The organism is Micromonospora sp. NBC_01655, assembly GCF_026339755.1.
Lineage (GTDB): Bacteria > Actinomycetota > Actinomycetes > Mycobacteriales > Micromonosporaceae > Micromonospora.
The window spans coordinates 1,107,243-1,129,434 of the sequence record NZ_JAPEQF010000001.1; the positions used below are offsets into that span (position 1 = coordinate 1,107,243).

Annotated in this window: 21 protein-coding genes; 11 read left to right on the forward strand and 10 right to left on the reverse strand. The window is 75.8% G+C overall.

Annotated elements, in window-relative coordinates; genetic code table 11:
- Positions 1–103: 103 nt before the first annotated feature.
- From OOK41_RS05295 to OOK41_RS05310, 4 genes are all read right to left on the reverse strand, one after another.
- Positions 104–547, reverse strand: coding sequence for an HNH endonuclease (locus OOK41_RS05295; RefSeq protein ID WP_117664847.1), 444 nt, complete (start codon positions 545–547; stop codon positions 104–106).
- Positions 548–770: 223 nt separating this feature from the next.
- Positions 771–1,964, reverse strand: coding sequence for a hypothetical protein (locus OOK41_RS05300; protein ID WP_266263162.1), 1,194 nt, complete (start codon positions 1,962–1,964; stop codon positions 771–773).
- Between the two features lie 77 nt (positions 1,965–2,041).
- Positions 2,042–3,583, reverse strand: coding sequence for an FAD-dependent oxidoreductase (locus OOK41_RS05305; protein ID WP_266263163.1), 1,542 nt, complete (start codon positions 3,581–3,583; stop codon positions 2,042–2,044).
- Positions 3,584–3,653: 70 nt separating this feature from the next.
- Positions 3,654–4,136, reverse strand: a complete 483-nt coding sequence (locus tag OOK41_RS05310; protein ID WP_266263164.1) for an MSMEG_6728 family protein — start codon at positions 4,134–4,136, stop codon at positions 3,654–3,656.
- 87 nt (positions 4,137–4,223) lie between these two features.
- On the opposite strand from OOK41_RS05310, the gene OOK41_RS05315 reads away from it, so the two are divergent.
- The gene (locus OOK41_RS05315) at positions 4,224–6,020 is read left to right on the forward strand and encodes a potassium channel protein (RefSeq protein WP_266263165.1); all 1,797 of its coding nucleotides are present in this window, start codon (positions 4,224–4,226) and stop codon (positions 6,018–6,020) included.
- 54 nt (positions 6,021–6,074) lie between these two features.
- Here the strand turns inward: OOK41_RS05315 and OOK41_RS05320 are convergent, their stop codons facing one another.
- Both OOK41_RS05320 and OOK41_RS05325 read right to left on the reverse strand, forming a co-directional pair.
- On the reverse strand, positions 6,075–7,307 hold the full coding sequence (locus tag OOK41_RS05320; protein ID WP_266263166.1) for an APC family permease: 1,233 nt from the start codon (positions 7,305–7,307) through the stop codon (positions 6,075–6,077).
- A gap of 9 nt (positions 7,308–7,316) precedes the next feature.
- Positions 7,317–8,060: a phosphatase PAP2 family protein gene (locus tag OOK41_RS05325; RefSeq protein WP_266267733.1), complete on the reverse strand. Its 744-nt coding sequence runs from the start codon at positions 8,058–8,060 to the stop codon at positions 7,317–7,319.
- A gap of 108 nt (positions 8,061–8,168) precedes the next feature.
- Here OOK41_RS05325 and OOK41_RS05330 point away from each other — a divergent pair, with 108 nt between their 5' ends.
- Positions 8,169–9,392: a DUF4032 domain-containing protein gene (locus tag OOK41_RS05330; RefSeq protein ID WP_266263167.1), complete on the forward strand. Its 1,224-nt coding sequence runs from the start codon at positions 8,169–8,171 to the stop codon at positions 9,390–9,392.
- Positions 9,393–9,599: 207 nt separating this feature from the next.
- On the opposite strand, the gene nagA is transcribed toward OOK41_RS05330, so the two are convergent.
- Genes nagA through OOK41_RS05345 form a run of 3 tightly spaced genes read right to left on the reverse strand, consistent with a single transcriptional unit; the run spans position 9,600 to position 12,555 of the window.
- On the reverse strand, positions 9,600–10,709 hold the full coding sequence (gene nagA, locus OOK41_RS05335) for an N-acetylglucosamine-6-phosphate deacetylase (RefSeq protein WP_117664854.1): 1,110 nt from the start codon (positions 10,707–10,709) through the stop codon (positions 9,600–9,602).
- The gene (locus OOK41_RS05340; protein WP_266263168.1) at positions 10,709–11,629 is read right to left on the reverse strand and encodes an ROK family protein; all 921 of its coding nucleotides are present in this window, start codon (positions 11,627–11,629) and stop codon (positions 10,709–10,711) included. The genes nagA and OOK41_RS05340 overlap by 1 nt, the downstream gene beginning before the upstream one ends.
- Positions 11,626–12,555, reverse strand: coding sequence for an SIS domain-containing protein (locus OOK41_RS05345; protein ID WP_117664856.1), 930 nt, complete (start codon positions 12,553–12,555; stop codon positions 11,626–11,628). The genes OOK41_RS05340 and OOK41_RS05345 overlap by 4 nt, the downstream gene beginning before the upstream one ends.
- A 197-nt stretch (positions 12,556–12,752) precedes the next feature.
- On the opposite strand from OOK41_RS05345, the gene OOK41_RS05350 reads away from it, so the two are divergent.
- The 9 genes from OOK41_RS05350 (at position 12,753) to gvpK (ending at position 19,981) form a co-directional block, all read left to right on the forward strand.
- Entirely contained in the window at positions 12,753–13,538 is a 786-nt protein-coding gene (locus tag OOK41_RS05350; protein WP_117664857.1) for a DeoR/GlpR family DNA-binding transcription regulator, read from the forward strand.
- Between the two features lie 97 nt (positions 13,539–13,635).
- Entirely contained in the window at positions 13,636–14,646 is a 1,011-nt protein-coding gene (locus tag OOK41_RS05355) for an ATP-binding cassette domain-containing protein (protein ID WP_266263169.1), read from the forward strand.
- Positions 14,643–15,665 (forward strand): ABC transporter permease subunit, encoded by a 1,023-nt coding sequence (locus OOK41_RS05360; RefSeq protein ID WP_117664859.1) that lies wholly within the window; start codon positions 14,643–14,645, stop codon positions 15,663–15,665. Before OOK41_RS05355 ends, OOK41_RS05360 begins: the two co-directional genes overlap by 4 nt.
- A 124-nt stretch (positions 15,666–15,789) precedes the next feature.
- A complete protein-coding gene (locus tag OOK41_RS05365) occupies positions 15,790–16,260 on the forward strand; it encodes a DUF3263 domain-containing protein (RefSeq protein WP_266263170.1) in 471 nt (156 codons plus the stop codon).
- Between the two features lie 220 nt (positions 16,261–16,480).
- Complete coding sequence (locus OOK41_RS05370; RefSeq protein WP_323136254.1) at positions 16,481–17,320, forward strand: hypothetical protein; 840 nt, start codon at positions 16,481–16,483, stop codon at positions 17,318–17,320.
- 171 nt (positions 17,321–17,491) lie between these two features.
- Positions 17,492–18,001, forward strand: a complete 510-nt coding sequence (locus OOK41_RS05375) for a GNAT family N-acetyltransferase (RefSeq protein ID WP_266263172.1) — start codon at positions 17,492–17,494, stop codon at positions 17,999–18,001.
- A gap of 277 nt (positions 18,002–18,278) precedes the next feature.
- A complete protein-coding gene (gvpO, locus tag OOK41_RS05380) occupies positions 18,279–18,551 on the forward strand; it encodes a gas vesicle protein GvpO (RefSeq protein ID WP_266263173.1) in 273 nt (90 codons plus the stop codon).
- A 144-nt stretch (positions 18,552–18,695) separates the two neighbouring features.
- Complete coding sequence (locus tag OOK41_RS05385) at positions 18,696–19,553, forward strand: GvpL/GvpF family gas vesicle protein (RefSeq protein WP_266263174.1); 858 nt, start codon at positions 18,696–18,698, stop codon at positions 19,551–19,553.
- 158 nt (positions 19,554–19,711) lie between these two features.
- Entirely contained in the window at positions 19,712–19,981 is a 270-nt protein-coding gene (gvpK, locus tag OOK41_RS31865) for a gas vesicle protein GvpK (protein ID WP_323136255.1), read from the forward strand.
- On the opposite strand, the gene OOK41_RS05390 is transcribed toward gvpK, so the two are convergent.
- The gene (locus OOK41_RS05390; protein WP_266263175.1) at positions 19,875–22,187 is read right to left on the reverse strand and encodes an AAA family ATPase; all 2,313 of its coding nucleotides are present in this window, start codon (positions 22,185–22,187) and stop codon (positions 19,875–19,877) included. The genes gvpK and OOK41_RS05390 overlap by 107 nt on opposite strands.
- Positions 22,188–22,192: the final 5 nt, after the last annotated feature.

Genomic DNA, 22,192 nt, shown 5'->3' on the forward strand with positions numbered 1-22,192 from the left:
CGCCTCGTATGGTCGCCGCACCCACCCGGCGGGCGCCGGGGCCGGCGGGCGCCGCGCCGGGGCGTACCCCGGACGCGGCCCCCCGTTCCCGCCGGCCGGTCCGTCACCGCCCGGCGAGCGCCGCCCAGCTCGGCACGACCGGCTCGTGCCGCAGCGGCATGCCCGCCTCGGCCGGAGTCCGGTCTCCCTTGCGCTGGTTGCAGCCGTAGCAGGCGGCGGTGGTGTTCCGCCAGGTGTTCCGGCCGCCGCGCGAGCGGGGCAGCACGTGGTCGACGGTGCCGGCGGGCCCGCCGCAGTAGGCGCAGCAGTGGCCGTCGCGGCGCAGCACGCCCGCCCGGGACCAGGCCGGGCCGGCGCTGAACCGCCAGCGGGTCACCACGTACCGGACGAGCCGGACCACCCGGGGGACCGGGAAGACCCCGATCAACCGGTCCGGCTCGGCCTCGTGGATCTCGGCGACCCGCCGGCAGAGCATCCGGATCGCGTGCTGCACGGTGACCCGGTGCAGCGGGCCGAGGTCGGCGTTGATGACGAGAACGGCGTCCACCGGGCACTCCCTCCAAGATCGACGGTGGGTGGGCCGGACGGCGAGGAGCCGCCCGGTCCGGCGGTGGGACGGGGCGGCTCGACGCGTGCGGGCACGCGTCAGTCGGGCCACCCGTCCCGGGGGGCCTCACAGCGGCAACCGTCGACGGGCAGCATTGTCGGCACGGTGCTGACGTGCGACAACGACATGGCTTGCTCCCGGCGGGCTGGTTGACCTTGCCCGATCACGGTAGGTCGGCGGAGGCGAGGCCGGCAACGTATTTCGATCCCCCGGCGACCTCGCCGGGCCCGTGCCGGCGGGACCGGGCGGTGGCGCGGGCGGTGGCCAGCGGTCGGGTGACCCGGGCGGCCATCCGGACGGCCAGCTCACCCTCCAGTAGCGGCCGGTTCACCTCCCCGGCCACCGCGAGGGCCGGCCCGGAGACCGTCCGCCAGATTGCGGTCAGCCCGGCGCCCAGGCCGACCAGGGCGACGGCGGCCCGGGTGGCGGGGGAGCCGGCCGCCGCGGCGGCGCTCACCCCGACCACCGCGAGGAGCACCACCACCAGCGGGGCCAGCACCGGCCAGAAGATGCCCCGGGCCGCCTGCGCCACCAGCTTCCGGTCCCGGATGATCACGTTCCGCGCGACGACCGCGTAGTCGTCCTCGTCGAGCAGGTCCCGGGGGTGCAGCCCGCCGGTCAGCACGCTGCGCCACAGGTCGCCCTGGTTGCGCAGCTCCCGGGCCAGCTCGCCGAGGCCGGCCTCGGCCGGGTCGCCGACCCCGGCCCGGGTGACCGCGTCGGCCCACGCCCGCAGCGACCGGCGCACCACCGTGGCCGAGTACGGCGGCAGCACGCTGGCCAGTTCGTCGAGCCAGCGGCTGATCTCGATCTGGCGGCCGGCGAAGCGCCACGGCACCTGGTCGGCGTCGCCGTGCCGGACGGTGTCGGCCAGCGACCGGCCGAGCCGGTAGGCCAGCCCGACCCGGTGGTTGGCCGCCATCGCCCAGCGCAGCACGTCCACGTTGAGGTCGTCGAGGGCCAGCAGCAACGTCCCCGCCCCGGCCGACAGGGCGGCCCGGGTGTCCCCGGTGGACGGGGCGACCGCGGGCGGGGCGGCCGGGCCGCCGCGGGTCAGCCCGGCGATCTGGGCGAGCGCCACGTCGACCCCGTCCAGGTACATCCGCAGCCGCCGCCGGCCGGACATCTCGGTGAAGTTGGTCAGCTTCGCCGGAGGCTGCGCCGGCCGCTCGTCCGTCGACAGGTCGGCCGTGCGCGCGTGGTGGTACGCGTCCGCCAGCCACCAGCCCAACCGCAGCGCCGTCACGATGCAGGCCCGCTCGTCACGCAGCAGCCCGTACGCGTCGTCGTACCGGCCGCCGCCCGCCTCGTCGCCGGGCGGCCCGCCGGCCGCGTCGCGCCGGTGCACCGTGGACACCCTCTCGACCTCCCGTGCCGGCGATGCCGGTGGATGTCAGTCGAGGGTAGATCAGATTCACGGCGTCTTGCGGCGAATCACGGCTTTTGTGGCATTCGCCCGGCGAGCAGGCCGCGCGGGCGGATCGAGCGGACCGGCTCGGCCGCCGCCCCCTCGGCCCGCAGGACGTGGTTCGCCGCGATGACCCCGGTCGCCGCCGACCGCTCCATCAGCGCGCTCGGGAAGTCGGTCCGGACGCCGTCGCCGGCCAGGTAGAGCCCGTCGGCGTCGGTGCGCACCCCCGGCCGCCCCGCGTGACCGCCCGGGGCGAACGCCGGGGCCCGCGCCTCCACCCGGGCGCGCAGCTCGCGCACCCGCAGCCGGGCCGCCTCCGGCCAGAGCGCGGCCAGCTCGACCCGCATCCGCTCGGCCAGTTCCTCGGCCGGCACCCCTTCATCGCAGGCGTACGCGTGCAGCTCCACCACCGAGCCGCCGGCGCGCTCCGCCCAGCGGCGCGACTCGTTCTCCAGCCGGTGGTACAGGGTCACCGAGTCGAGCGTGGGCTGCCGGGACACCCCGCTGAACACCGCCCGCCCAGGGTCGACGTCCCCGACGCACCAGTACCGCGCGACCGCGTACGGCGGGCCCGGGGCGCCGAACGCGGGCATGGCCGCCACCAGCTCCGGGGCGGCCCCGGCGAGCACCGGCGAGGCGCCGACCAGCGCGGCCAGCGCCGGCGGGTCGACGGCCAGGACCACGTGCCCGGCCGGGTACGCCCTGCCGTCGGCGGCGGTCACCCGCCACCCGTCCGGGCCCCGGTCCAACCGGGTCGCGGCGGCCCCCGTGACCACCCGCCCGCCGTGCTGCTCCACGTGCCGGGTCAGCGGCTGCCAGATCGCGGTGGCGTAGTCCTCGTCCGGGCAGTCGAAGGCCAACCCCTCCGGGTTGCCGAGCAGATAGAAGTGGAACTGGGCGATCATCTCGGCGGCTGACATCTCCGCCTCGTGGTTGAAGAACGAGTGGGAGAAGACCTCGAACAACATCGCCCGGGCCCGGTCCGGCAGCCGCAGCGAGGTGAGCAGTCCGTCGGCGGTGGCGCCGTCGAAGTCGGCGTACGTGCGCACCGGGTCGTAGCTGAGCAGCGGCAGCGCGGCGTCCCGGTCCATCCCGCGCAGGTCGGCCAGGCGCAGGCTCGGGCTGCGCAGCAGCAGGGCGAGCAGGTTCGCCGGCGGGGCCGGCGGCAGCCGCCCGAACTCCTCCGTCGGCCACTCGGCGCTCAGGACCGGGTACCCGGGGACCGGCCTGAGGAACGCCAGCTTCGGGTCGATCCGGCGCAGGATCGACCGCCAGTTGTAGTACTGCCGGAAGAACGCGTGGAAGCCGTGCTCGTTGACCTGGACGCCGTCGGCCAACGGCTCCGGCCACGCGCCCAACCGGCCGCCGAGGGCCGGCGCGGCCTCCAGCACGGTCACCCGCACCCCGCGTTCGGCGAGCACCACCGCCGCCGACATGCCGGCGATCCCGCCGCCGACCACCACGGCCTCGACCGGGCGCGGCACGCGCGGGGCGCCACCGCCGCCCGGCTCCACCACGTGCTCCCGTACGCCGATGAGCCGGCCCACCACCCGCGACAGCGCCATGGGCCTCAGTCTGGCCGAGGCGCAGGCTCGGGGCACCTTCCGGCGCGGGCCGGTCGGCGCGGGCCTTCGCTCACGACGGGCGGCAGCGCGGCTCGCGGTCGGAGGCGGGCCAGACGTACTCCAGGTCGGGCCCGACGTCGCCGAAGAGCGGGCGGTAGTGCGCCGGGTCCTTGCGCAGCAGCGAGGAGCGGTGGCTGCGGTGCAGGTCGTCGCGGCCCAGCCAGGGCGGCAGCTCCCCGGCCTGCGCCAGCACCCCCTGGGTTCGTACGGTGCTGACGCCGCAGGCGGCGGCGAGGTCGGTGCCCAACGTCGCCGCGCAGGTGTCGGCCCGGCCCGGCTCGCACCACACCGCGCAGACGTCCAGGCCGTAGCGGACCAGCGCCTCCTCGTACCCGGCCCACATCTTGACCGCCGGGTGGTTGCGCCAGCCGTATCCCGGCCGGGTCAGCCCGCGCAGCACCTGGATGGCCTCCACCCGCTGCTTGCCCAGCCGCTTCTGGTCCAGCGCTCGGGCGCTGGCCAGGAAGCCCGGGTACGGCAGGAACGTCTGCATGGCGCTGCTCTACCCGTCCGGGGCCGCGACATTCGTTCATGATCGCGGGGCTGCGCGGTCTCCCGACGGCTGACTACGATTCGGCGCATGACGGAGCCCCTGCGTGACCGTGCGCGTCGCGCGACCGGCTGGCGGTTGCGGATGAACGGGGAGAGCCGCCCGCACTACGTCGTCTGCGGGGCGGACCCGCTGGCGTACTGGGTGGTGCGGGCGCTGCTCGCCACCGAGCTGGACACCGGCCGGGTCCGGATCACCCTCGTGGTGCCCGAGCGGCGCCGCTCCGAGGGCCCGGACGGCCGGGACGTCGACGGCATCCAGGTGGTCCGGGCGGACCGGCTCGACGAGGCGACGTTCCGCCGGGCCGGGCTGGCCGGCGCGGACGGGCTGGCCCTGCTGCACCAGGACGATGTGGGCAACATGCACGCCGCGCTCTGCGCCCAGGAGGTGGAACCCCGGCTGCGGCTGGTGGTGCGGATGTTCAACACCAGCCTGGCCAACGGGCTGCGGCAGCTCTTCCCCGACTCGGCGGTGCTCTCCGACGCGTCGATGGCCGCCCCCGCGTTCGTGGCCGCCGCGCTCGGCGAGGTCGCCCCGACCCACTTCCGGCACGGCGGGCGCACCCTCTACGTGGCCCGCCGCGTTGACGTCCGTCCGCAGGACGTGGTGTGCGGGGTGGCCGACACCGGCGACCCCGCCCGGGCCCGGGTGCTGCCCGCCGACGAGACGACCGCCGACGTGGTGCTCGCCGAGGCGACCGGCCAGCCGCCCGGCACCGAGCTGGCCGCCCGCCGGCTGGTCCGCGCCCGGCGCCGCCGCCGGCCGGTCGCGGTGCTGCTCCGGGCGGCCCGCAGCTTCGCCACCCGCAAGATCGGCATCGCGGTGCTGGTGCTGCTCGCGCTCATCGCGCTGCTGGGCTGGCTCAACGCTGGCGCGGCCCAGGTGGACTGGGCCGATGCGCTCTACCTCACCCTGGTCACCACGCTCACCGGCGAGGATCCGGACGTCACCAAGCCCGTCGCCGCGCAGGTCATGCAGGTGGTGCTCAACCTGGCCGGGCTGGCGCTGATCCCGCTGATCACCGCCGTGGTGGTCGACGGGATCGTCAACGCGCGGCTGGCCCTGCACGCCGGCCGGATCCAGCCCCACCGGTCCGGGCACGTCGTGGTCGTCGGGCTGGGCAACATCGGTACCCGGGTGATGGCCCAGCTCAACGACTTCGGCGTCGAGGTGGTGGCCATCGACCGGACCCCGGACGCGCGGGGCGCCTCGCTGGCCCACCGGCTCGGGGTGCCGGTGGTGGTCGGCGACGCGGCGCTGGAGGAGACGCTGCGGTCCGCCTCCGTGGAGACCTGCCAGGCCCTCGTCGTGGTCTCCACCGACGACGGGGTCAACCTGCGGGCCGCGCTGAACGGCCGGGGGCTCAACCCGGACCTGCGGGTGGTGCTGCGGCTGTTCGACGGCGACTTCGCCGAGCGCATCCAGAAGGCGTTCGACATCGGCATCTCGCGCAGCGTGTCGTACCTGGCCGCGCCCTCGTTCGCCGCCGCCCTGCTGGACCGGGCGGTGATCGCCACCATCCCGGTGGGCCGGCACGCGCTGCTGGTCACCGAGGTGCCGGTGGCCGCCGGGTCGCCGCTGGACGGCCGCCCGCTCTCCGCCGTGGCCCACCCCGGCGAGGTACGCCTGCTCGCGTACACCCGCGCCGGGCAGAAGGCGGACTGGTCGGCCGATCCCCGCCTGGTGATCACCGCCGGCGACCGGCTGACCGTGGTGGCCCGCCGGGCCGGGCTGACCGCCCTGCTCCGCGAGACCACCCCGCCCCCGCCGGACCACCTACCCGACGATCCCGTGGGCCCGCCGTCGCCCCGGTCCGGCGGGGACTGACCCGAGCCGCGTCCTGCCCCCCCACCGGCGAGCCCGGCGGGCCCGTCCCGGCCGTCAGTGGCGCAGGGCGTACCATGCGGCGCCGAGGGCGAGCACGCCGAACCCGGCGAGGACGCTGGTCAGGGGCAGGCTGACCGCGAGCACCACGCAGCCGACCAGCCCCAGCGCGGCGAGCAGTTGCACGGGCAGCCGCCGGGCCCGGTCCCGGCCCAGCGTCAGCGCCGAGGCGTTGGCGATCGCGTAGTACACCAGCACCGTGACGCTGGAGAAGCCGATCGCCCCGCGCACGTCGCCCACGGAGACGACCAGGATCACCACGGCGGCCACCGCCAGCTCCGCCCGGTGCGGCACCCGGTGCACGGGGTGCACGGCGGCCAGCCCGGGTGGGACGTCCCGGCGGCGGGCCATCGCCAGCAGCGTCCGGCCCACCCCGGCGAGCAGGGAGAGCAGCACGCCGGTCACGGCGATGGTCGCCCCGGCCCGGACCACCCAGGCCAGGCCGGGCAGCCCGGCGGCGGTCACCACGTCGACCAGGGGCGCGACGGAGGCGGCCAGCCGGTCGGGGCCGAGCACGCCGAGCGCCACCACCGCCAGCACCAGGTAGATCGCCAGCACCACGCCGAGCGCCAGCGGCACCGCCCGGGGGATGGTCCGCCCCGGGTCGCGCACCTCCTCGCCGAGGGTGGCGATCCGGGCGTACCCGGCGAAGGCGAAGAACAACAGGCCGGCGGCGGCCAGCACGCCGTGCACGCCGAAGCCGCCGGGGCCGCTGATCCGGTCCGGGACGAAGCCGCCGCCGAGCAGGCCGGTCGCCGCGACCAGGGCCAGCACGGCCAGCACGACGCCGACCAGGATCTTCGTGGCCGTCGCGGTCTTCCCGATGCCGCGCAGGTTCACCGCGGTCACCGCGACCACGGCGACGGCGGCGACGAGCCGGGCCTGCCCCGGCCAGAGGTACGCCCCGATGGTCAGCGCCATCGCCGCGCAGCTCGCGGTCTTGCCGACCACGAATCCCCAGCCGGCCAGGAAGCCGGCGAACGGGCCGAGCCGCTCCCGCCCGTAGACGTACGTGCCGCCGGACTCGGGGTAGCGGGCCGCCAGCCGGGCCGAGCTGGTCGCGTTGCAGAACGCCACGAACCCGGCGATGGCCAGCGCCACCAGCAGGCCGGCGCCGCCGGCGGTCGCCGCGGCCGGGGCGAAGACCACGAAGACGCCCGCGCCGAGCATCGACCCCAGCCCGATGACCACCGCATCGCGTACGCCCAGCCGCCGCGCAAGCCGCTCCACGCCCGGAGCCTAAGGGGCCGAGGTGAACAGCGCGGGTCGGTTCCAGGGGCCCAGCCGTCCGGGCAGCGGCACGTCGTCCCACGGCACCCGGCGCAGCAGCCGGTCGAGGACCAGCCCGAGCAGCAGCCCGGCGACCGAGTCGGTCAGCCAGTGCCAGCCCAGGTACGTGGTGGTGCAGAGCACGACCACCGGTGGCACCGACCGGACCACGGTGACCAGCACCGGCGGGACGGTCCGGCCGAAGGTGGCCAGCAGTGGCACCAGCAGCAGCGCGATGACGCCGTACCAGACGATCGCGTTCGCGACGTGTCCCGACGGGTACGACTGGGCGAACCGCACCGGCAGGTCGTGCTGGAACAGCGGCAGGGTCGCCTCGGCGGGCAGGAACGGCTTCTTGACGCTGGCGCTCGGCGCGGGCCGGGCGGTCCACACCTTCAGGGGACCGATGGTGAGGGAGGTGAGGACGAAGGCGAGCACCGGCGGCAGCACCGGTCGCACCGACCGCACCCGAACGGCCAGCAGCACCCCCATGCCCAGTGCGATCAGGGTCAGCGGGGTGCCCTGGCCCAGGTAGTTGAACACCACCGCGACCCAGTACGCCGCCGTGGGCCGGTGCGCCGCGGCCCAGTCGGCCACCGCGCGGTCGACGCCGAACAGCCGGTCGGCGGCGAGCGCCGCCGTCAGGCCGACCAGGGCGACCAGCAGCAGCGCGTCCCACCGCCAGCCGGCCGGCCGTACCGGCCTGAGCTGCACTTTCCGCCGTACCGTCTGGGTTTCCCGCACGCGACCACGCTACCGGCCCGCCGCGCGGCGGTTGTGGGGCGAGCCACGAAGGGAAGCGCTCGGCCGGGGTGAACCGGCATGCTTGTCGGCGTGCGGATCACCTCTGCCCTCGTGGACCCGGCGTTGCTCGACCTCCCCTGGTCGACCCCGCTGGTCCAGTGGCCTGCGGAGCATCTGGTGGCGCTGCCGCAGGGCATCTCCCGGCACGTCGTCCGGTTCGTCCGGCTCGGCGGGTACGTCTACGCCGTCAAGGAGACCGGCGAGCGGGTCGCCGAGCGGGAGTACGACCTGCTCCGGGCGCTGGAACGGATCGACTTCCCGTCGGTCGAGGCGGTGGCCATCGTCGCCGACCGGCAGACCGACGCCGGGGAGTCGCTGGACCCGGTGCTGATCACCCGGCACCTCCAGTTCTCGCTGCCGTACCGGGCGTTGTTCTCGCACACCCTGCGCCCGGAGACGATGGGCCGGCTCCTCGACGCGCTGGCCGCCCTGATCGTCCGGATGCACCTGACGGGCTTCTTCTGGGGCGACTGCTCGCTGTCGAACACCCTGTTCCGCCGGGACGCCGGCGCGTTCGCCGCCTACCTTGTGGACGCCGAGACCGGGGCGCTGCGCAACTCCCTGTCCAACGGCCAGCGCGGCGAGGACCTGGAGATCGCCCGGGTCAACATCTTCGGCGAGGCGCTCGACCTCCAGGCCGCCGGGCTGCTGCACGAGTCCATCGAACCCGAGGTGGTCTGCGAGGAGGTCGTGCAACGCTACGAGCGGCTCTGGCACGAGATCACCTACGAGCAGCAGATCGAGCGGGAGGCCCGGCACGACATCGAGGGCCGGATCCGCCGCCTCAACGAGCTGGGCTTCGACGTGGCCGAGGTGGCCATGTCCACCATCGCCGACGGGCGGTACCTGGTCCGGCCGAAGGTGGTCGACGCGGGCTACCACACCCGCCGGCTGTTGCGGCTGACCGGCCTGGACGCCGAGGAGAACCAGGCCCGCAGGCTCCTCAACGACCTGGACGCGTACCGGGCGGAGAGCGACCTGACCGACGAGCAGCAGGCCGCCCACCGCTGGCTGACCGAGGTCTTCGAGCCGGTGGTCCGGGCGGTGCCGGCGCACCTGCGCCACAAGCTGGAGCCGCAGGAGCTGTTCGCGCAGATCATCGAGCACAAGTGGCTGCTCTCCGAGCGGGCCGGCCGGGACGTCGGCATGGGCCCCGCGGTGCAGTCGTTCCTGTCCGACGTGCTGGTGCACCGTCCCGACGAGCAGGCCGTCCTCGGCGTCGAGGTCAACGCCCTCGGCTGACCGGCCGGGCCGCCGCCGCAGGATGCCACGGCGGGCGGGCGCTGTCTCCGGCCGGCCCCTTTGAAGCTGATGTCGCTGATGGATCAGCCGGCCCGCCGAGGGCGTGGGGCCCGCTGCCCGCGCCCTGATGTCGTGACCGAGTCAGCTCCAAAGCGCGTGTGGTGACCCTGCTCGACAGCTGGTTGGCGCGCCGCCCGGCCCTGCGGGTCACTCCACCCAGGAGCCGCCGCGCATCACCCGGACCACGTTCAGGTCGTCGTCGAGGACGACCAGGTCGGCGCGGAGGCCGACCTGGAGCGCGCCGACCCGGTCGCCGAGGCCGATGGCCCGGGCCGGGGTGGTGGCCATCATCCGGCAGGCGTCCGCCATCGGAATTCCGGCGTGCACGGCGTGCCGCAGGGCGGCGTCCATGGTGAGGGTGCTGCCGGCGATCGCGCCGTCCCGGGCCAGCCGGGCCACCCCGTCGGCCACGGTGACGGCCTGGCCGCCCAGCTCGTACTCGCCGTCGGACATGCCGGCGGCGGCCATCGCGTCGGTGATCAGCGCGGCCCGGTCCGGCCCGGCGGTCGAGGTGACGAAGTTGAGCATCCCGTCGTGCAGGTGCACCCCGTCCGCGACCAGCTCGCAGACCACGTTCGGGGCGTCCAGCAGGGCCACCACCGGGCCGGGCTCCCGGTGGTGCACCGGGCGCATGCCGTTGAACAGGTGGGTGCCGACGCTCGCGCCGGCCGCCACCGCGGCCCGGGTCTGGTCGTACGTGGCGTCGGTGTGGCCGATCGCGGCGACCACCCGGTGGGCGGTGAGCAGCTTGATCGCCTCCAGCGCGCCGTCCCGCTCCGGGGCCAGGGTGACCATCCGGACCGCACCGCCGCCCAGCTCGACCAGCGCGGCCAGCTCCTCGGTGGACGGGTCACGCAGGAACTCCGGGTTCTGCGCGCCGCACCGGGCCGAGGAGAGGTACGGCCCCTCGAAGTGGACGCCGGCCAGCACGCCCTCCTCGACGAGCGGCCGGAACGCGGCGGTGGCGTCCCGCATCAGCTCGTACGACGAGCTGACCAGGCTGGCCAGCAGCGTGGTGGTGCCGTGTCCCAGGTGGAAGGCCGCAGCCTGCCGGGCGGAGTCGGCGTCACCGGTGGTGAACGTGTGCCCACCCCCGCCGTGGGTGTGCATGTCCACGAAGCCCGGCACGATCCAGTGCCCGTCGCGCACGGACGGGTACTCGGCGACGGCGCTGATCCGGTCGCCGTCCAGCTCGACGCAGCCCTGCCGGACCACGCCGGTCGGGGTCACCACCTTGCCGTTCACCCGCAGGGCCATCACTTCTCCAGACTGTCGAGGGCGAGCAGGGCGGCGCCGAGGCAGCCGGCCTCGTCGCCGAGGGCCGCCGCGACCAGGCGCGGCTCCCGGTGGAAGGTCATCCGTTCGTGCAGCGCGGCGCGCAGTGGGTCGAACAGCCGGGGTCCGGCCTGGGCCAGGCCGCCGCCGACCACGACGGCCTCCACGTCGAACAGGGACTGGCCGGTGGCCAGCCCGTCGGCCAGCGCCTCGACGGCCTCCGCCCAGACCCGGGCGGCCGCCGCATCGCCGTCGGCGGCCCGGTCGGCCACCTCGGCGGCGGTCGCGGGCCCGCCGGTCAGCTCGGCGTACCGGCGGGCGATCGCCGAGGCCGAGGCGACCGCCTCCAGGCAGCCGCGCCGGCCGCAGCCGCAGCGCGGGCCGCCGGGGCGGACCAGGATGTGGCCGATCTCCCCGGCGGCGCCGTGCGCGCCGGTGGCGGCCGACCCGTCGACCACGTGGGCCGCGGCGATGCCGGTGCCGATCGCGACGAACAGCACGTGCCCGGTGCCCCGGCCCGCGCCGAGCCGGGCCTCGGCCAGGCCGCCGGCGCGCACGTCGTGGCCGAGCGCCGTGGGCAGCCCGAGCCGCGCCACCGCCAGGTCCCGCAGCGGTACGTCACGGAAGCCGACGTTCGCCGACCACACCGCCACCCCGGCGGACTCGTCGATGACGCCGGGGACGGCGACGCCGAGCGCGAGCGGCTCGAACCCGTCGGCCCGGGCCTTGCCGGCGAGCCCCTCGGCGACGTCCAGGATGGCGTCGACCACCGCGTCCGGGCCCCGGCCCGCGTCGGTGGGGTGGCGCTCGGCGCACACGGTGCCGCCGTCCGGGCGGACCAGGGCGCACTTCATCCCGGTGCCGCCCACGTCCAGTGCGACGACGACATCGGCTGGGCTCACGCGAGCACCACGGAGCGGCTCAGGTGCCGGGGCGCGTCCGGGTCGAGGCCGCGGCTGGTGGCCAGGGCGACGGCGAAGCGCTGGGCGAGGATCAGGTCGGCCATCGGGTCGACCGGGGTCCGCCCGGCCGCCCAGCTCGTGAGCACCGTGTGGCAGCCGTGGGTGCGGCTGTGCACGAAGGCGGCCCCGGTGGCGGCGACGTCCTCCGCCAGCCCCTCGGGGATTTCGCCGAACGCCCAGACCAGCCGGCCGGGGGCGGCGATCGAGATCGGACCGTGCCGGTAGTCCATGGCCGGGTACGCCTCGGCCCAGAAGGTGGCTGCCTCGCGGCACTTGAGTGCGGCCTCCTGGGCCAGGCCGACCGTCCAGCCCCGGCCCAGGAAGGTGACCTGCTCGACGCGGGCCGGGTCGATCGGCAGCGGGGCCCGGACGGCGACCTCGGCGTCGGCGGAGAGCGCGGCGAGGTTGTCGCCGAGGTGGGCCCGGAGCAGGGCCAGCGCGGTGGTCGCGAACCGGGTCTGCACGACCGAGCGCTCGTCGGCGAACGGCATGGTGACGGCGGCGGAGGCGAGCGCGACGGCCGGGGAGCCGGGGTCGCCGACGATGGCGGTGGTGGGGAGTTGGTCGCGCAGCGCGGCGAGCAGCTCCAGCACCTCCGTGGTGGTGCCGGACCGGGTGATGGCGATCAGCCGGTCGTAGCGGCGGCCGGTCGGGAACTCGGACGCCTGGAAGGCGTCGGTCTCGCCGTGGCCGGCGGCCTCGCGCAGCCCGGCGTACGCCGCCGCCATGAACCACGACGTGCCGCAGCCGACGACGGCCACCCGCTCCCCGGGGCGCGGCAGGTGCTCGGCGACCGTGGGGGCCAGCAGCGCCGCCTCCCGCCAACAGTCGGGTTGACTCGTGATCTCCGCGTGGACGAACGCCATGAGAACTCCTCGCCGGGGAGGCCGTGCGCAATACGGCGCATTATGGCCGTCTTTCGCGCGTTATTCTGCGTGAAACACTGCGGCCCTGGCAACCGGCTGCCCGATCGCGCAGGGTTGAGTTTTGCGCCATCGTAGTTTCGCGCACTACTGTGCACGCAATCAATCACCCTTCGTGCAGAGTCAGTGGAGGCCCCTCGGTGGACCGGTACGCCCGATGGAACGCGCTGCTGGAGATGCTCACCGACAACGGCCGGGTGAGCGTCGAGGAGGCCGCGGGGCGGCTGGACGTCTCCCAGGCCACCATCCGGCGCGACTTCGACCAACTCGCCCAGCAGCAGATGATCACCCGGACCCGGGGCGGTGCGGTGGCCAACGGCGTCTCGTACGACCTGCCGCTGCGCTACAAGACCGCCAAGCACTCGGCCGAGAAGCAGCGGATCGGCGCCGCCGCCGCCGCGCTGGTCACCCCGGGCACCGTGGTCGGCCTCAACGGCGGCACCACCAGCACGGAGGTGGCCCGGGCGTTGGCCGTCCGGCCGGACCTGAACACCAACGCCGAGGGTGCCCAGCTCACCGTGGTCACCAACGCGCTCAACATCGCCAACGAGCTGCTGGTCCGGTCCCGGATGAAGGTGGTGGTGGCCGGCGGGGTGGTCCGGCCCAAGTCGTTCGAGCTGGTCGGCCCGCTGGGCGGGGCGCTGCTGCGCGAGGTCACCCTGGACGTGGCCCTGCTCGGCGTGGACGCGATCGACCCGCAGCTCGGGGCGGCCGCCCACCACGAGGGCGAGGCGGCGATGAACAACCTGATGGTGGCCCGGGCGAAGCGGGTGGTGATCATCGCGGACTCGTCCAAGCTGGGCGGGCACGCGTTCGCCCGGATCTGCCCGGTGGACCGGGTGGAGACGCTGGTGACCGACTCCGGGGCCAATCCCGAGGTGGTCGACGCGTTCCGCGCGGCGGGCGTGCACGTGATCTGCGCCTGACCGGCCGACACGCCGGCCTGCATACCGGGTATTGCCGCCCGGTGCATACCGCGTATGGTGTGCGTCGTCACCTGCACTCATCGGGGGAGGCGCAGCTTTGCCGGCTGTCCTGGAAATCGAAGGTCTGCGTAAGACGTACAAGAGCCGACGCCGGGGCGTGCGACACGCCCTGGACGGCTTCGACATGGTTGTCGAGCAGGGCCAGGTGCACGGCTTCCTCGGCCCCAACGGTTCGGGGAAGACCACCACCCTGCGCACCCTGCTCGGCCTGATCCGGCCGAACGGCGGCCGGATGGCGATGCTCGGCCAGGAGGTGCCGGCGGCGCTGCCCGCCGTGGTCGGCCAGGTCGGCGCGATCGTGGAGAGCCCGCAGTTCTTCCCGAACTTCTCCGCCCGCGACACGCTGTCGCTGCTCGCCGGGGCCGGCGGGGTGCCGCAGACCCGGGTCGACGAGGTGCTGGAGCTGGTCGGCCTGCGGGACCGGGCCGGCGAGCGGGTCAAGACGTACTCGCTGGGCATGAAGCAGCGGCTCGCGGTCGCCTCGGCCCTGCTCAAGAACCCGAAGCTGCTCATCCTGGACGAGCCGGCCAACGGCCTCGACCCGGGCGGCATCCGGGAGATGCGCAGCCTGACCCGCGACCTCGCCGCCTCCGGGATGACCGTGCTGCTCTCCAGCCACATCCTCGGCGAGATCCAGCTCATCTGCGACTCGGTCACCATCATCTCGCTCGGCCGGCGAGTCGCGTTCGGCCCGGTCGACCAGGTGCTCGCCGAGCACTCCGGCAGCGCGGTGCGGGTCCGCCTGGAGGCGGCCACCGACCTGCCGAGGGCGGCCGACGCGCTGGCCAGGGCGGGCCTGGCGGTGACCGTCCAGCCCGACCACCTGATGCTCGCCGGGGTCGACAAGCCGGCCATGGTGAGCCGCCTGCTCGCCGAACACGGCCTCTACGTCAGCGAGCTGGCCCCGGTCACGGTCGACCTGGAGAGCGTCTTCCTGGAGCTGACCGCGACCGCCCCCGTGCCCGGGCAGCACCGCCAGGTCGACCAGTCCACGAAGGTCGGTGGCGCGGGCCAGCCCGGCGCCGCCGGAGGAGGTTGGGGCGCATGAGCCTCTATCGCACGGAACTGCGCCGGCTGGGCAAGCGGCGCTTCACCCGCTGGGCGGCGCTGCTCGGCCTGCTGGTCCTCGGAGCGGTGCTCGTCGGGGTCTTCTTCACCAACCAGAAGATCGGTCCCGACCAGCAGGCCGCCGCGCAGCGCCAGGCCGAGCAGCAGTACCAGGAGCAGGTGCGCTGGGCCGAGCAGGAGCGGACGGTCTGCGAGCAGGCCAAGGCGTCCGGGCAGGCGCAGCCGGAGGGCCGGTTCCCGGCGGACTGCAACATGATCGAGCCGCCGCCGCCGGGCAGCATCGACCCGCAGTGGTTCCTGCCGTCGACGTTCGACTTCCGCACGTTGTTCGGGGAGATGATCACCACGTTCACCGCGATCATGGCGGTGATCGGGTTCGTGGTCGGCGCCTCCTTCGTCGGCGCCGAGTGGAGCTCCGGCGGGATGATGAACCTGCTGCTCTGGCGTCCCCGTCGGCTCACCGTGCTGCTGACCAAGCTGGCGGCGCTGCTGACCGGGCTGGTAGCCGTGACCGTGGCCGCCGCGGCGGTCTGGACCGCCGGGTTCTGGCTCGTCGGCACGCTGCGCGGCAGCACCGCGAAGATGACCTCCGGGGCGTGGCAGTCGTTCGGGCTGACCGGGCTGCGCGGGCTGGTGCTGATCGTGGTCGCGGCGACCCTCGGGTTCGCGCTCGCCTCGCTCGGCCGGCACACCGCGATGGCCCTCGGTGGGGCGATCGGGCTTGCCGTGGTCGGCCAGTTCGGCGTCGGCATCCTGCTGGCGATGGCCGGAGCCCGGTTCATCGAGGCGTGGCTGCTGCCGACGTACGCGTTGGCCTGGATGCAGAAGAAGGTGACCCTGGAGGACTGGCAGTCCTGCAACAGCGTCACCTACTACGGGGAGTGCAAGCCGGACACCCTCGACCTGACCTGGCAGCACGCCTCGATCCTGCTCGCCGTCGGGCTGGTGGGGGCCCTCGGCGCGGCCCTGGTCACCATGCGCCGCCGCGACATCGCCTGACCGGGCGTTGCCGGGGCGACCCGGGCCGCGCGTCTGATGCGGTCCGGGTCGCCCCTGGTTAGGCTGGTGATCCCCTGGTCGGCGCGCCTCCGCCGGCCCTTCGCACGCCTGCGTGAGGAGCGCCATGCCGCCTGCCGACGCCTCCCCGGCCGCCACCGACCGGCCCGAGCCGGCGCGCCCCGGCGACGGCGACCGGGCGGCTCCGGGCGCGGCGGCTCCGGGCGCGGCGGCTCCGGAGGGCGCGGGCGGCCGGGAGCAGGTCGTCCCGCTGCCCCGGTCCGCGCCCGAGTCCGTCGTGCCCGAGTCCGTCGTGCCCGAGTCCGTCGCGCCGGCGTCCGCGCCACCCGCACCGACTCCGGGTGCCGCCGGCCTCACCGAGCGCGAGCGGCACATCCTCGCCTTCGAGCAGCAGTGGTGGCGGCACGCCGGCGCGAAGGAGCAGGCGATCCGGGACGGCTTCGGCCTGTCCGCGACGCGCTACTACCAGCTGCTGAACGCGTTGCTGGACAATCCGGCCGCGCTGGCCGCCGAGCCGGTGCTGATCGGCCGGCTGCGTCGGCTGCGCTCCTCGCGGGCCCGCAACCGGCGGCGCTGACCCGGCCCGGCCGGCCTCGTGGCTCGCCCCGGCCGGGAATGTCCCCGGCAGGGCCGGGTAGCCGGCGCGGTGGCGGAAGGAGTGGAGGATGACGGCAGGGCACCGGGATGTACCGGCCGGCAGGGACCGCGCCGGGCGGACGACCACGGCTGGGCGGGCGGACACCACGACGGCGGAGGCGGCGGCCGGGCCGGGGACCCGTGCCGGGTCGGCGGGACCGATGATGCGGGTACGGTCGGCGTCGGCGCCGGCCCCCGGCCGAGCGGTCAACGAGGACCTGGTCTTCCGGTTCGGTCCCCTGGTCGGGGTCCTGGACGGGGCGACCGTACCGGAGGGCTTCGACACGGGCTGCCGGCACGGGCCGGCCTGGTACGTCCGGCACCTCGCCGCCCGGCTCGGGCTGGCCATCGCCGCCCGCCCGGCGGCCACCCTGATGAGCAGCCTCGCGGCGGCGATCCTGGCGGTTCGGGCGGACCATGGCGGCGACTGCGACCTCGACCACCCCGGCACGCCCTCGTCGACGGTCTGCCTGCTGCGCGCCGGCGGGAATGAGGTCGACTGGCTGGTGCTCTGCGACAGCCCGCTGGTGCTCGACGTCGGCGGCCGGGTCGACGTGGTCGCCGACAACCGGCTGGAGACCGCGATGGCCGACCTGCGTCGGATGGTGGCCGCCCTGCCGGAACCGGCTGACGACGGCGACCGGACCGACCGGTTCCGGCGGGCTGTGGGGCTGCAACGGGAGCGGATGAACCGCACGCACGGCTACTGGGTCTCCGCCGCCGATCCCGACGCCGCGTACCACGCGCTCACCGGCACGGTGCCGCTGCGCGGGCCGGGTGGGCTGCGCCGCGCCGCCCTGCTCACCGACGGGGCCTCCTGCGCGGTGGAGCAGTTCGGGCTCTTCGACTGGGCGGGGTTGCTGGACCTGGTCACCGCCGAGGGGCCGGGCGCGCTTGTCGACCGGGTCCGCGCCGCGGAGCGCGACCGGCCCGACCGGCTGCGCCGGCACAAGCCCACCGATGACGCCTCGGCCGTCCTCTGCGAGTTCGACCCGGCGTGACGGTTCGCCGGGCGGCGGCCGATGCCCGCCCTGCCCCGCCTAGGCCGGGCCCGCCGCCCCGCTGTGGGCCGGGCGCAGACCGGGCCCGACCAGGTCGTCCCCGGCGCCGGACCGGGGAGCGGGACGGCAAAGGGTGGACTCGGGCGGGTGCGGACCGGCAGACTGCGGCACGTGACGGGTGCGGTGCGGCTGGAGCCGGTGGACGAGCGGAACCTCGAACCGCTGCTCTCGGCGGCGGTCGCCGAGGCCGAGCCGGACGACGTGATGCCCCCGGTCGACGCGCCGGCCGGCTGGTCGCACGCCCGCCGGCAGGCGTTCCGCGACTACTACCGTACGGGCTTCGCGGGCCTCGCCGGCCCGTCCCGCACCGCGATGTACGCCGTGCTGGTCAGCGGCGAGGTGCTGGGGATGATCCGGATGACCCGCCGCGCCGAGCCGGGGACGGTGGAGGCGGGCGTCTGGCTCGGCCGGTCCGCCCGGGGGCAGGGCGTCGGCGCGGCGGCCCTGCGCGAACTGCTCAATCTCGCGGCGGCGGCCGGAATGCACACCGTCGTGGCGGAAACCACGCCGGACAACGCCGGGGCCATTTCCGTGCTCCGCAAATGCGGCGCGAAACTGGTCGAGGACGGCGGCGCGGTGCGGGCGGAAATCAGTCTCGACGCCACCCCGCCCGCTTTCTGAGCCAACCCCGAAAACGATTGTTCCCGTGGCAGGGGATCGTTCCGTCTGTCGTCTTCACCCCTCTCCCGTGAGGTATCCGACCGCCCTCCTGATCCGCCGGCCGGTCGTTCCAGCGAGTGCGACCTGACGTTTCGCGGAAACGCCGACGGGTACTGCCCGCCCGTCCGCTGAAGCGGGACGTCCAGGCAGAGGCCGCTGCTGCGCTGATCCCCCGTAGCTGTTTCCGGCCCTTCTCGAAATGGACGTTTCCGCCTTCCGGGGGAGCTAAGGAGAACTGATGGAAAGCGGAACGCGAATCGGGCTCGCGGTGGGTTTCGGCTATCTTCTCGGTTGTGGGCGGAAGCTGCGTACGCCCTCGTCCTGGCCGCCGCCGTGGCGGCCGGTCGGGCCAGCCGCAGTCCCGGTGGGCTGTTGCGGCAGGGCCGGGAACTGCTCCAGTCGTCCCCCAGCCCTGCTCGGCCTGTACGAGATCGACATTGACGTCGACGGGGAACTGCTCGGGTACCGGCGGGTGCGCCGCTACCAGCGCGGGAAGGGCGAGGTGGGCTGAGATGACCAGTCCGCGCACCCCGTCGGTGGCTCAGCTCGCGGGCCCGCCCGCCGGTGGAGCCGGGTCCCCGGGACCCCGAGGAGGTCGAGGCCGAACGGCGGCCCCGGGTGGCCCGGCGGGCCGCCGTGTTGAGGGAGGACCGCGATGAGCTGGACGGCTGAGCCGGTTCCGGGCGACCCGGAGCCCGCCGGGGACGCCGCCGGGTGCTGGCTGCACGGGGTGGTCCGCGAGGCCACCCCGGCCACGCTGGCCGCCGTCACCGGGATGGACGGCGGGCCGCTGCGGGCCGTGCCGGCCGCCGGCCTGGTCGCCGTGGTGAGCACCGCGCCGCTGGCCGAGTACGGCGAGGAGGCGCTGCGCCGCAACCTGGAGGACCTGACCTGGCTGGAGCGGGCCGCGCGCATGCACCACGAGGTGGTGGCCGCGCTGTCCCGGGCCGGCGCGGTGGTGCCCACCCGGCTCGCCACCGTCTACCGCGACGAGCGGGGCGTCGCCCGGCTGCTCGCCGAACGCCGGGCCGAGCTGGCGGCCACCCTCGACCGGCTCACCGGCCGCGCCGAGTGGGGCGTCAAGGGGTACGCCGTGCCGGGCGCGACCGCCCGCGCCGCCGCCGGCGGCGGCGGGGCCGCGCCCGAGGGGGCCGGGGCCGCGTACCTGCGGCGGCGCCGGGCCGAGCTGACGGCCCGGGACGAGGGGCAGCGGGCCGCCGCCGAGGCCGTGCACGACGCCCTCGCCGGGTACGCCGTGGCCGCCCGCCGGCACGCCCCACAGGACCGCCGGCTCTCCGGTGCGCCCACCGCGATGGTGCTCAACGGGGCATACCTGGTGGACGTCCCCACCCTCGGCGGGTTCACCGGCCTGGTCGCCGCGCTGGCCGGCCGGCATCCCGAGGTGCGCCTGGAGCTCACCGGCCCCTGGCCGGCGTACTCCTTCGCCGAGGGCCGCCCGCCGGCGACAGCGGGGGCGTCCCCGCCCGGCCTGGCCGACGGGGCGGCGCAATGACCGGGACCGACCCCGACCGGGGTGCCGGAGCCCGGCCGGACGGCACGGCCGGGCCGGGCGGGATCGCCCGGTAGGAGGAGGCGGGGGAACTGGCCGCCGCCCTCGACGAGCCGCAGTGGCGGGCGCCCCGGGTGACGCAGCTGGACCGGCGGTTCGCCGTGGACCGGGACTCCGTCGAGCGGGGGCTGGCCAGCCTCGTGCTCACCGTGATCGAGCTGCTGCGGCAGCTCACGGAACGCCAGGCGCTGCCCCCGACCGGCCCGACCACGCGGCGGACCGACCCCGCCGCGACCGGCCGACCGCCCCCGCGCCGGCCCGTCCTCAGCGCGCCGCCCGGGCCTGCGCGTACGCCGCCAGCCAGGCGACCTGGCCGGGGTCCAGGGACGGCCGGACCCGTCCCCGCGCGGCCTCGACGTGCCCGGCGGTGACCGTCGACGCGGTCAGCGACTCCCGCATCGCGGCGAGCGCCGCCTCCCGGACCAGCGCCGCGCAGTCGGCCGCCGAGAAGTCGTCCAGCCCGTCGGCGAGCGCGGCGAGGTCGACGTCCTCGGCCAGCGGGACGTTCCGGGCGGCGGCGCGCAGGATCTCCGCCCGGGCCGCCCCGTCCGGCGGGGGCACGTACACCAGCCGCTCCAGCCGGCCGGGCCGCAGCAGGGCCGGGTCCACCAGGTCGGGGCGGTTGGTCGCGCCGACCACCACCACGTTGCGCAGCGACTCCACCCCGTCCAGCTCGGTGAGCAGGGCGGCGACCACCCGGTCGGTGGTGCCCCCGTCGCTGGCCTGCCCGCGCACCGGGGCGAGCGCGTCCACCTCGTCGAGGAACACCAGTGTCGGGGCGGCCTCCCGGGCCCGGCGGAACAGCTCCCGGACCGCCCGCTCGCTCTCGCCGACCCACTTCGACAGCAGCTCCGCGCCCTTCACCGAGAGCACGTTCGCCCGGCCCGACCCGGCCAGCGCCGTGACCAGGTACGTCTTGCCGCAGCCGGGCGGCCCGTAGAGCAGCACCCCGCGCGGCGGCCGGACCCCGAGCCGGGCGAAGGTGTCCGGGTAGGTCAACGGCCAGAGCACCGACTCGGTGAGCGTCTCCTTGACCTCGACCATGTCCCCGACGTCGTCGAGGGTGACGTCGGCCAGCTCCAGGGTGGACCCGGCCATCGTGGTCGGCCGGACCACCTCCAGGGCGGCGGCGAAATCGGCCATCGCCACCGTCGGTGTCTCGGCCGACTTCTGCCGCAGCGCCGCCCGTACCCCCGCCTCCCGGACCAGCGCGGCCAGGTCGGCGGCGACGAACCCCGGGGTACGCCCGGCGACCTCGTCGAGCCGGACGTCCCCGGCCAGCGGCACCTGCCGGGTCAGCACGGCGAGCTGCTCCCGGCGCAGCGCCTGGTCGGGCAGGGGCACGGTGATCCGCAGAGACAGCAGGTCCGGCGCGCGCAGCGCGGGGTCGACCGCCTCGGGGCGGCTGGTCGTGCAGACCACCGCCGTCCCGGCCCGGACGGTCTCGCCGAGCACCTGCCGGAACACGGTGGACAGCGGTCCGGGGTTCTCGGCCGGGGCGAGCGCCTCCACGTCGGTGACCAGCAGCACGGCCGGGGCGTTTCCGCGTACCTCGTCTGCGGTGGCGCGCAGCCGTCGCGCCGCCGCGTCGTTGGTGAGCGCCGCCAGCTCGGGGGCCCAGAGCGGGCGGACGGTCGCCCCCACCCGGGCGGCGACGGCCCGGACCAGCGCGGACTTGCCCGATCCGGCGGGCCCGGCGACCAGCACCCCGAGCGACACGGCGGTGCCCAGCCGGCCCAGCACCTCCCGGTGGTGGAACCCGAGGTCGAGCAGTTCGGTCAGCTCCTCGGCCTGGGCCCGTAGCCCGGGCAGCTCGTCGACGCCGGGCGCGTCCTCGGGCCCGCCCGCGTCGTCCGCCGGCCCGGCGGTCCCGCCGGCCGCCGCGTCGGGCCCGGTGGCCCGGTCGGCCGCCGCCTCGTCCGGCCTGGTGCCGGGTCCGGGCGCCGCAGTGGCGGACCGGGCCGCGTCGGGTCGCCCGGCGGGCCGGCCGCCGGTCCGGGTGGTCTGGCCGTGCTCCCAGCCGACCACCGTGTCCATGGTGACCAGCGCCCCGACGTCCGGTTCGGCGGCGGTCACGGTGAGCAGGGTGCTGGTCCAGGCGTACCCGACGGTGCTGGAGAGGCTGCGCCGGGCGGCCTCGACGAGGGTGCGCACCGAGGCGTCCGGCAGCACGTCCTGGGGCAGCAGGGAGACGTCGTCCCCGGCGGTCACCACCTTGCCGAGCAGGGCGAGCCGCAGCATCTCCGGGGAGACCGCGGCGACCACCTGGACCGGCCCGGTCAGGGTCACCCGGCGGGCGGGGGTCACCGGTGCCAGGCTCACCGTCACCTGCCCGCCGTCGCGGATGCCGAGGTTGCCCAGCAGCAGGTCGTCGGCGTAGAGCAGGGCGGTGCTCGCGGCCGGTCCGGCCGGGGCGACGATGCCGGCGGTGACCCGCCGCCCGGCCAGCCGGACCGGGTCGCCGGGGCGCAGCGCCAGCGCGGTCAGCACCTCCGGGTGCAGCCGGACGACGCCGCGCCGGGCGTCCAGCGCGGCGGGTCGCAGGCTGGCGGTGAGGGTCAGGTCGGGTGCGGCCATCGCCC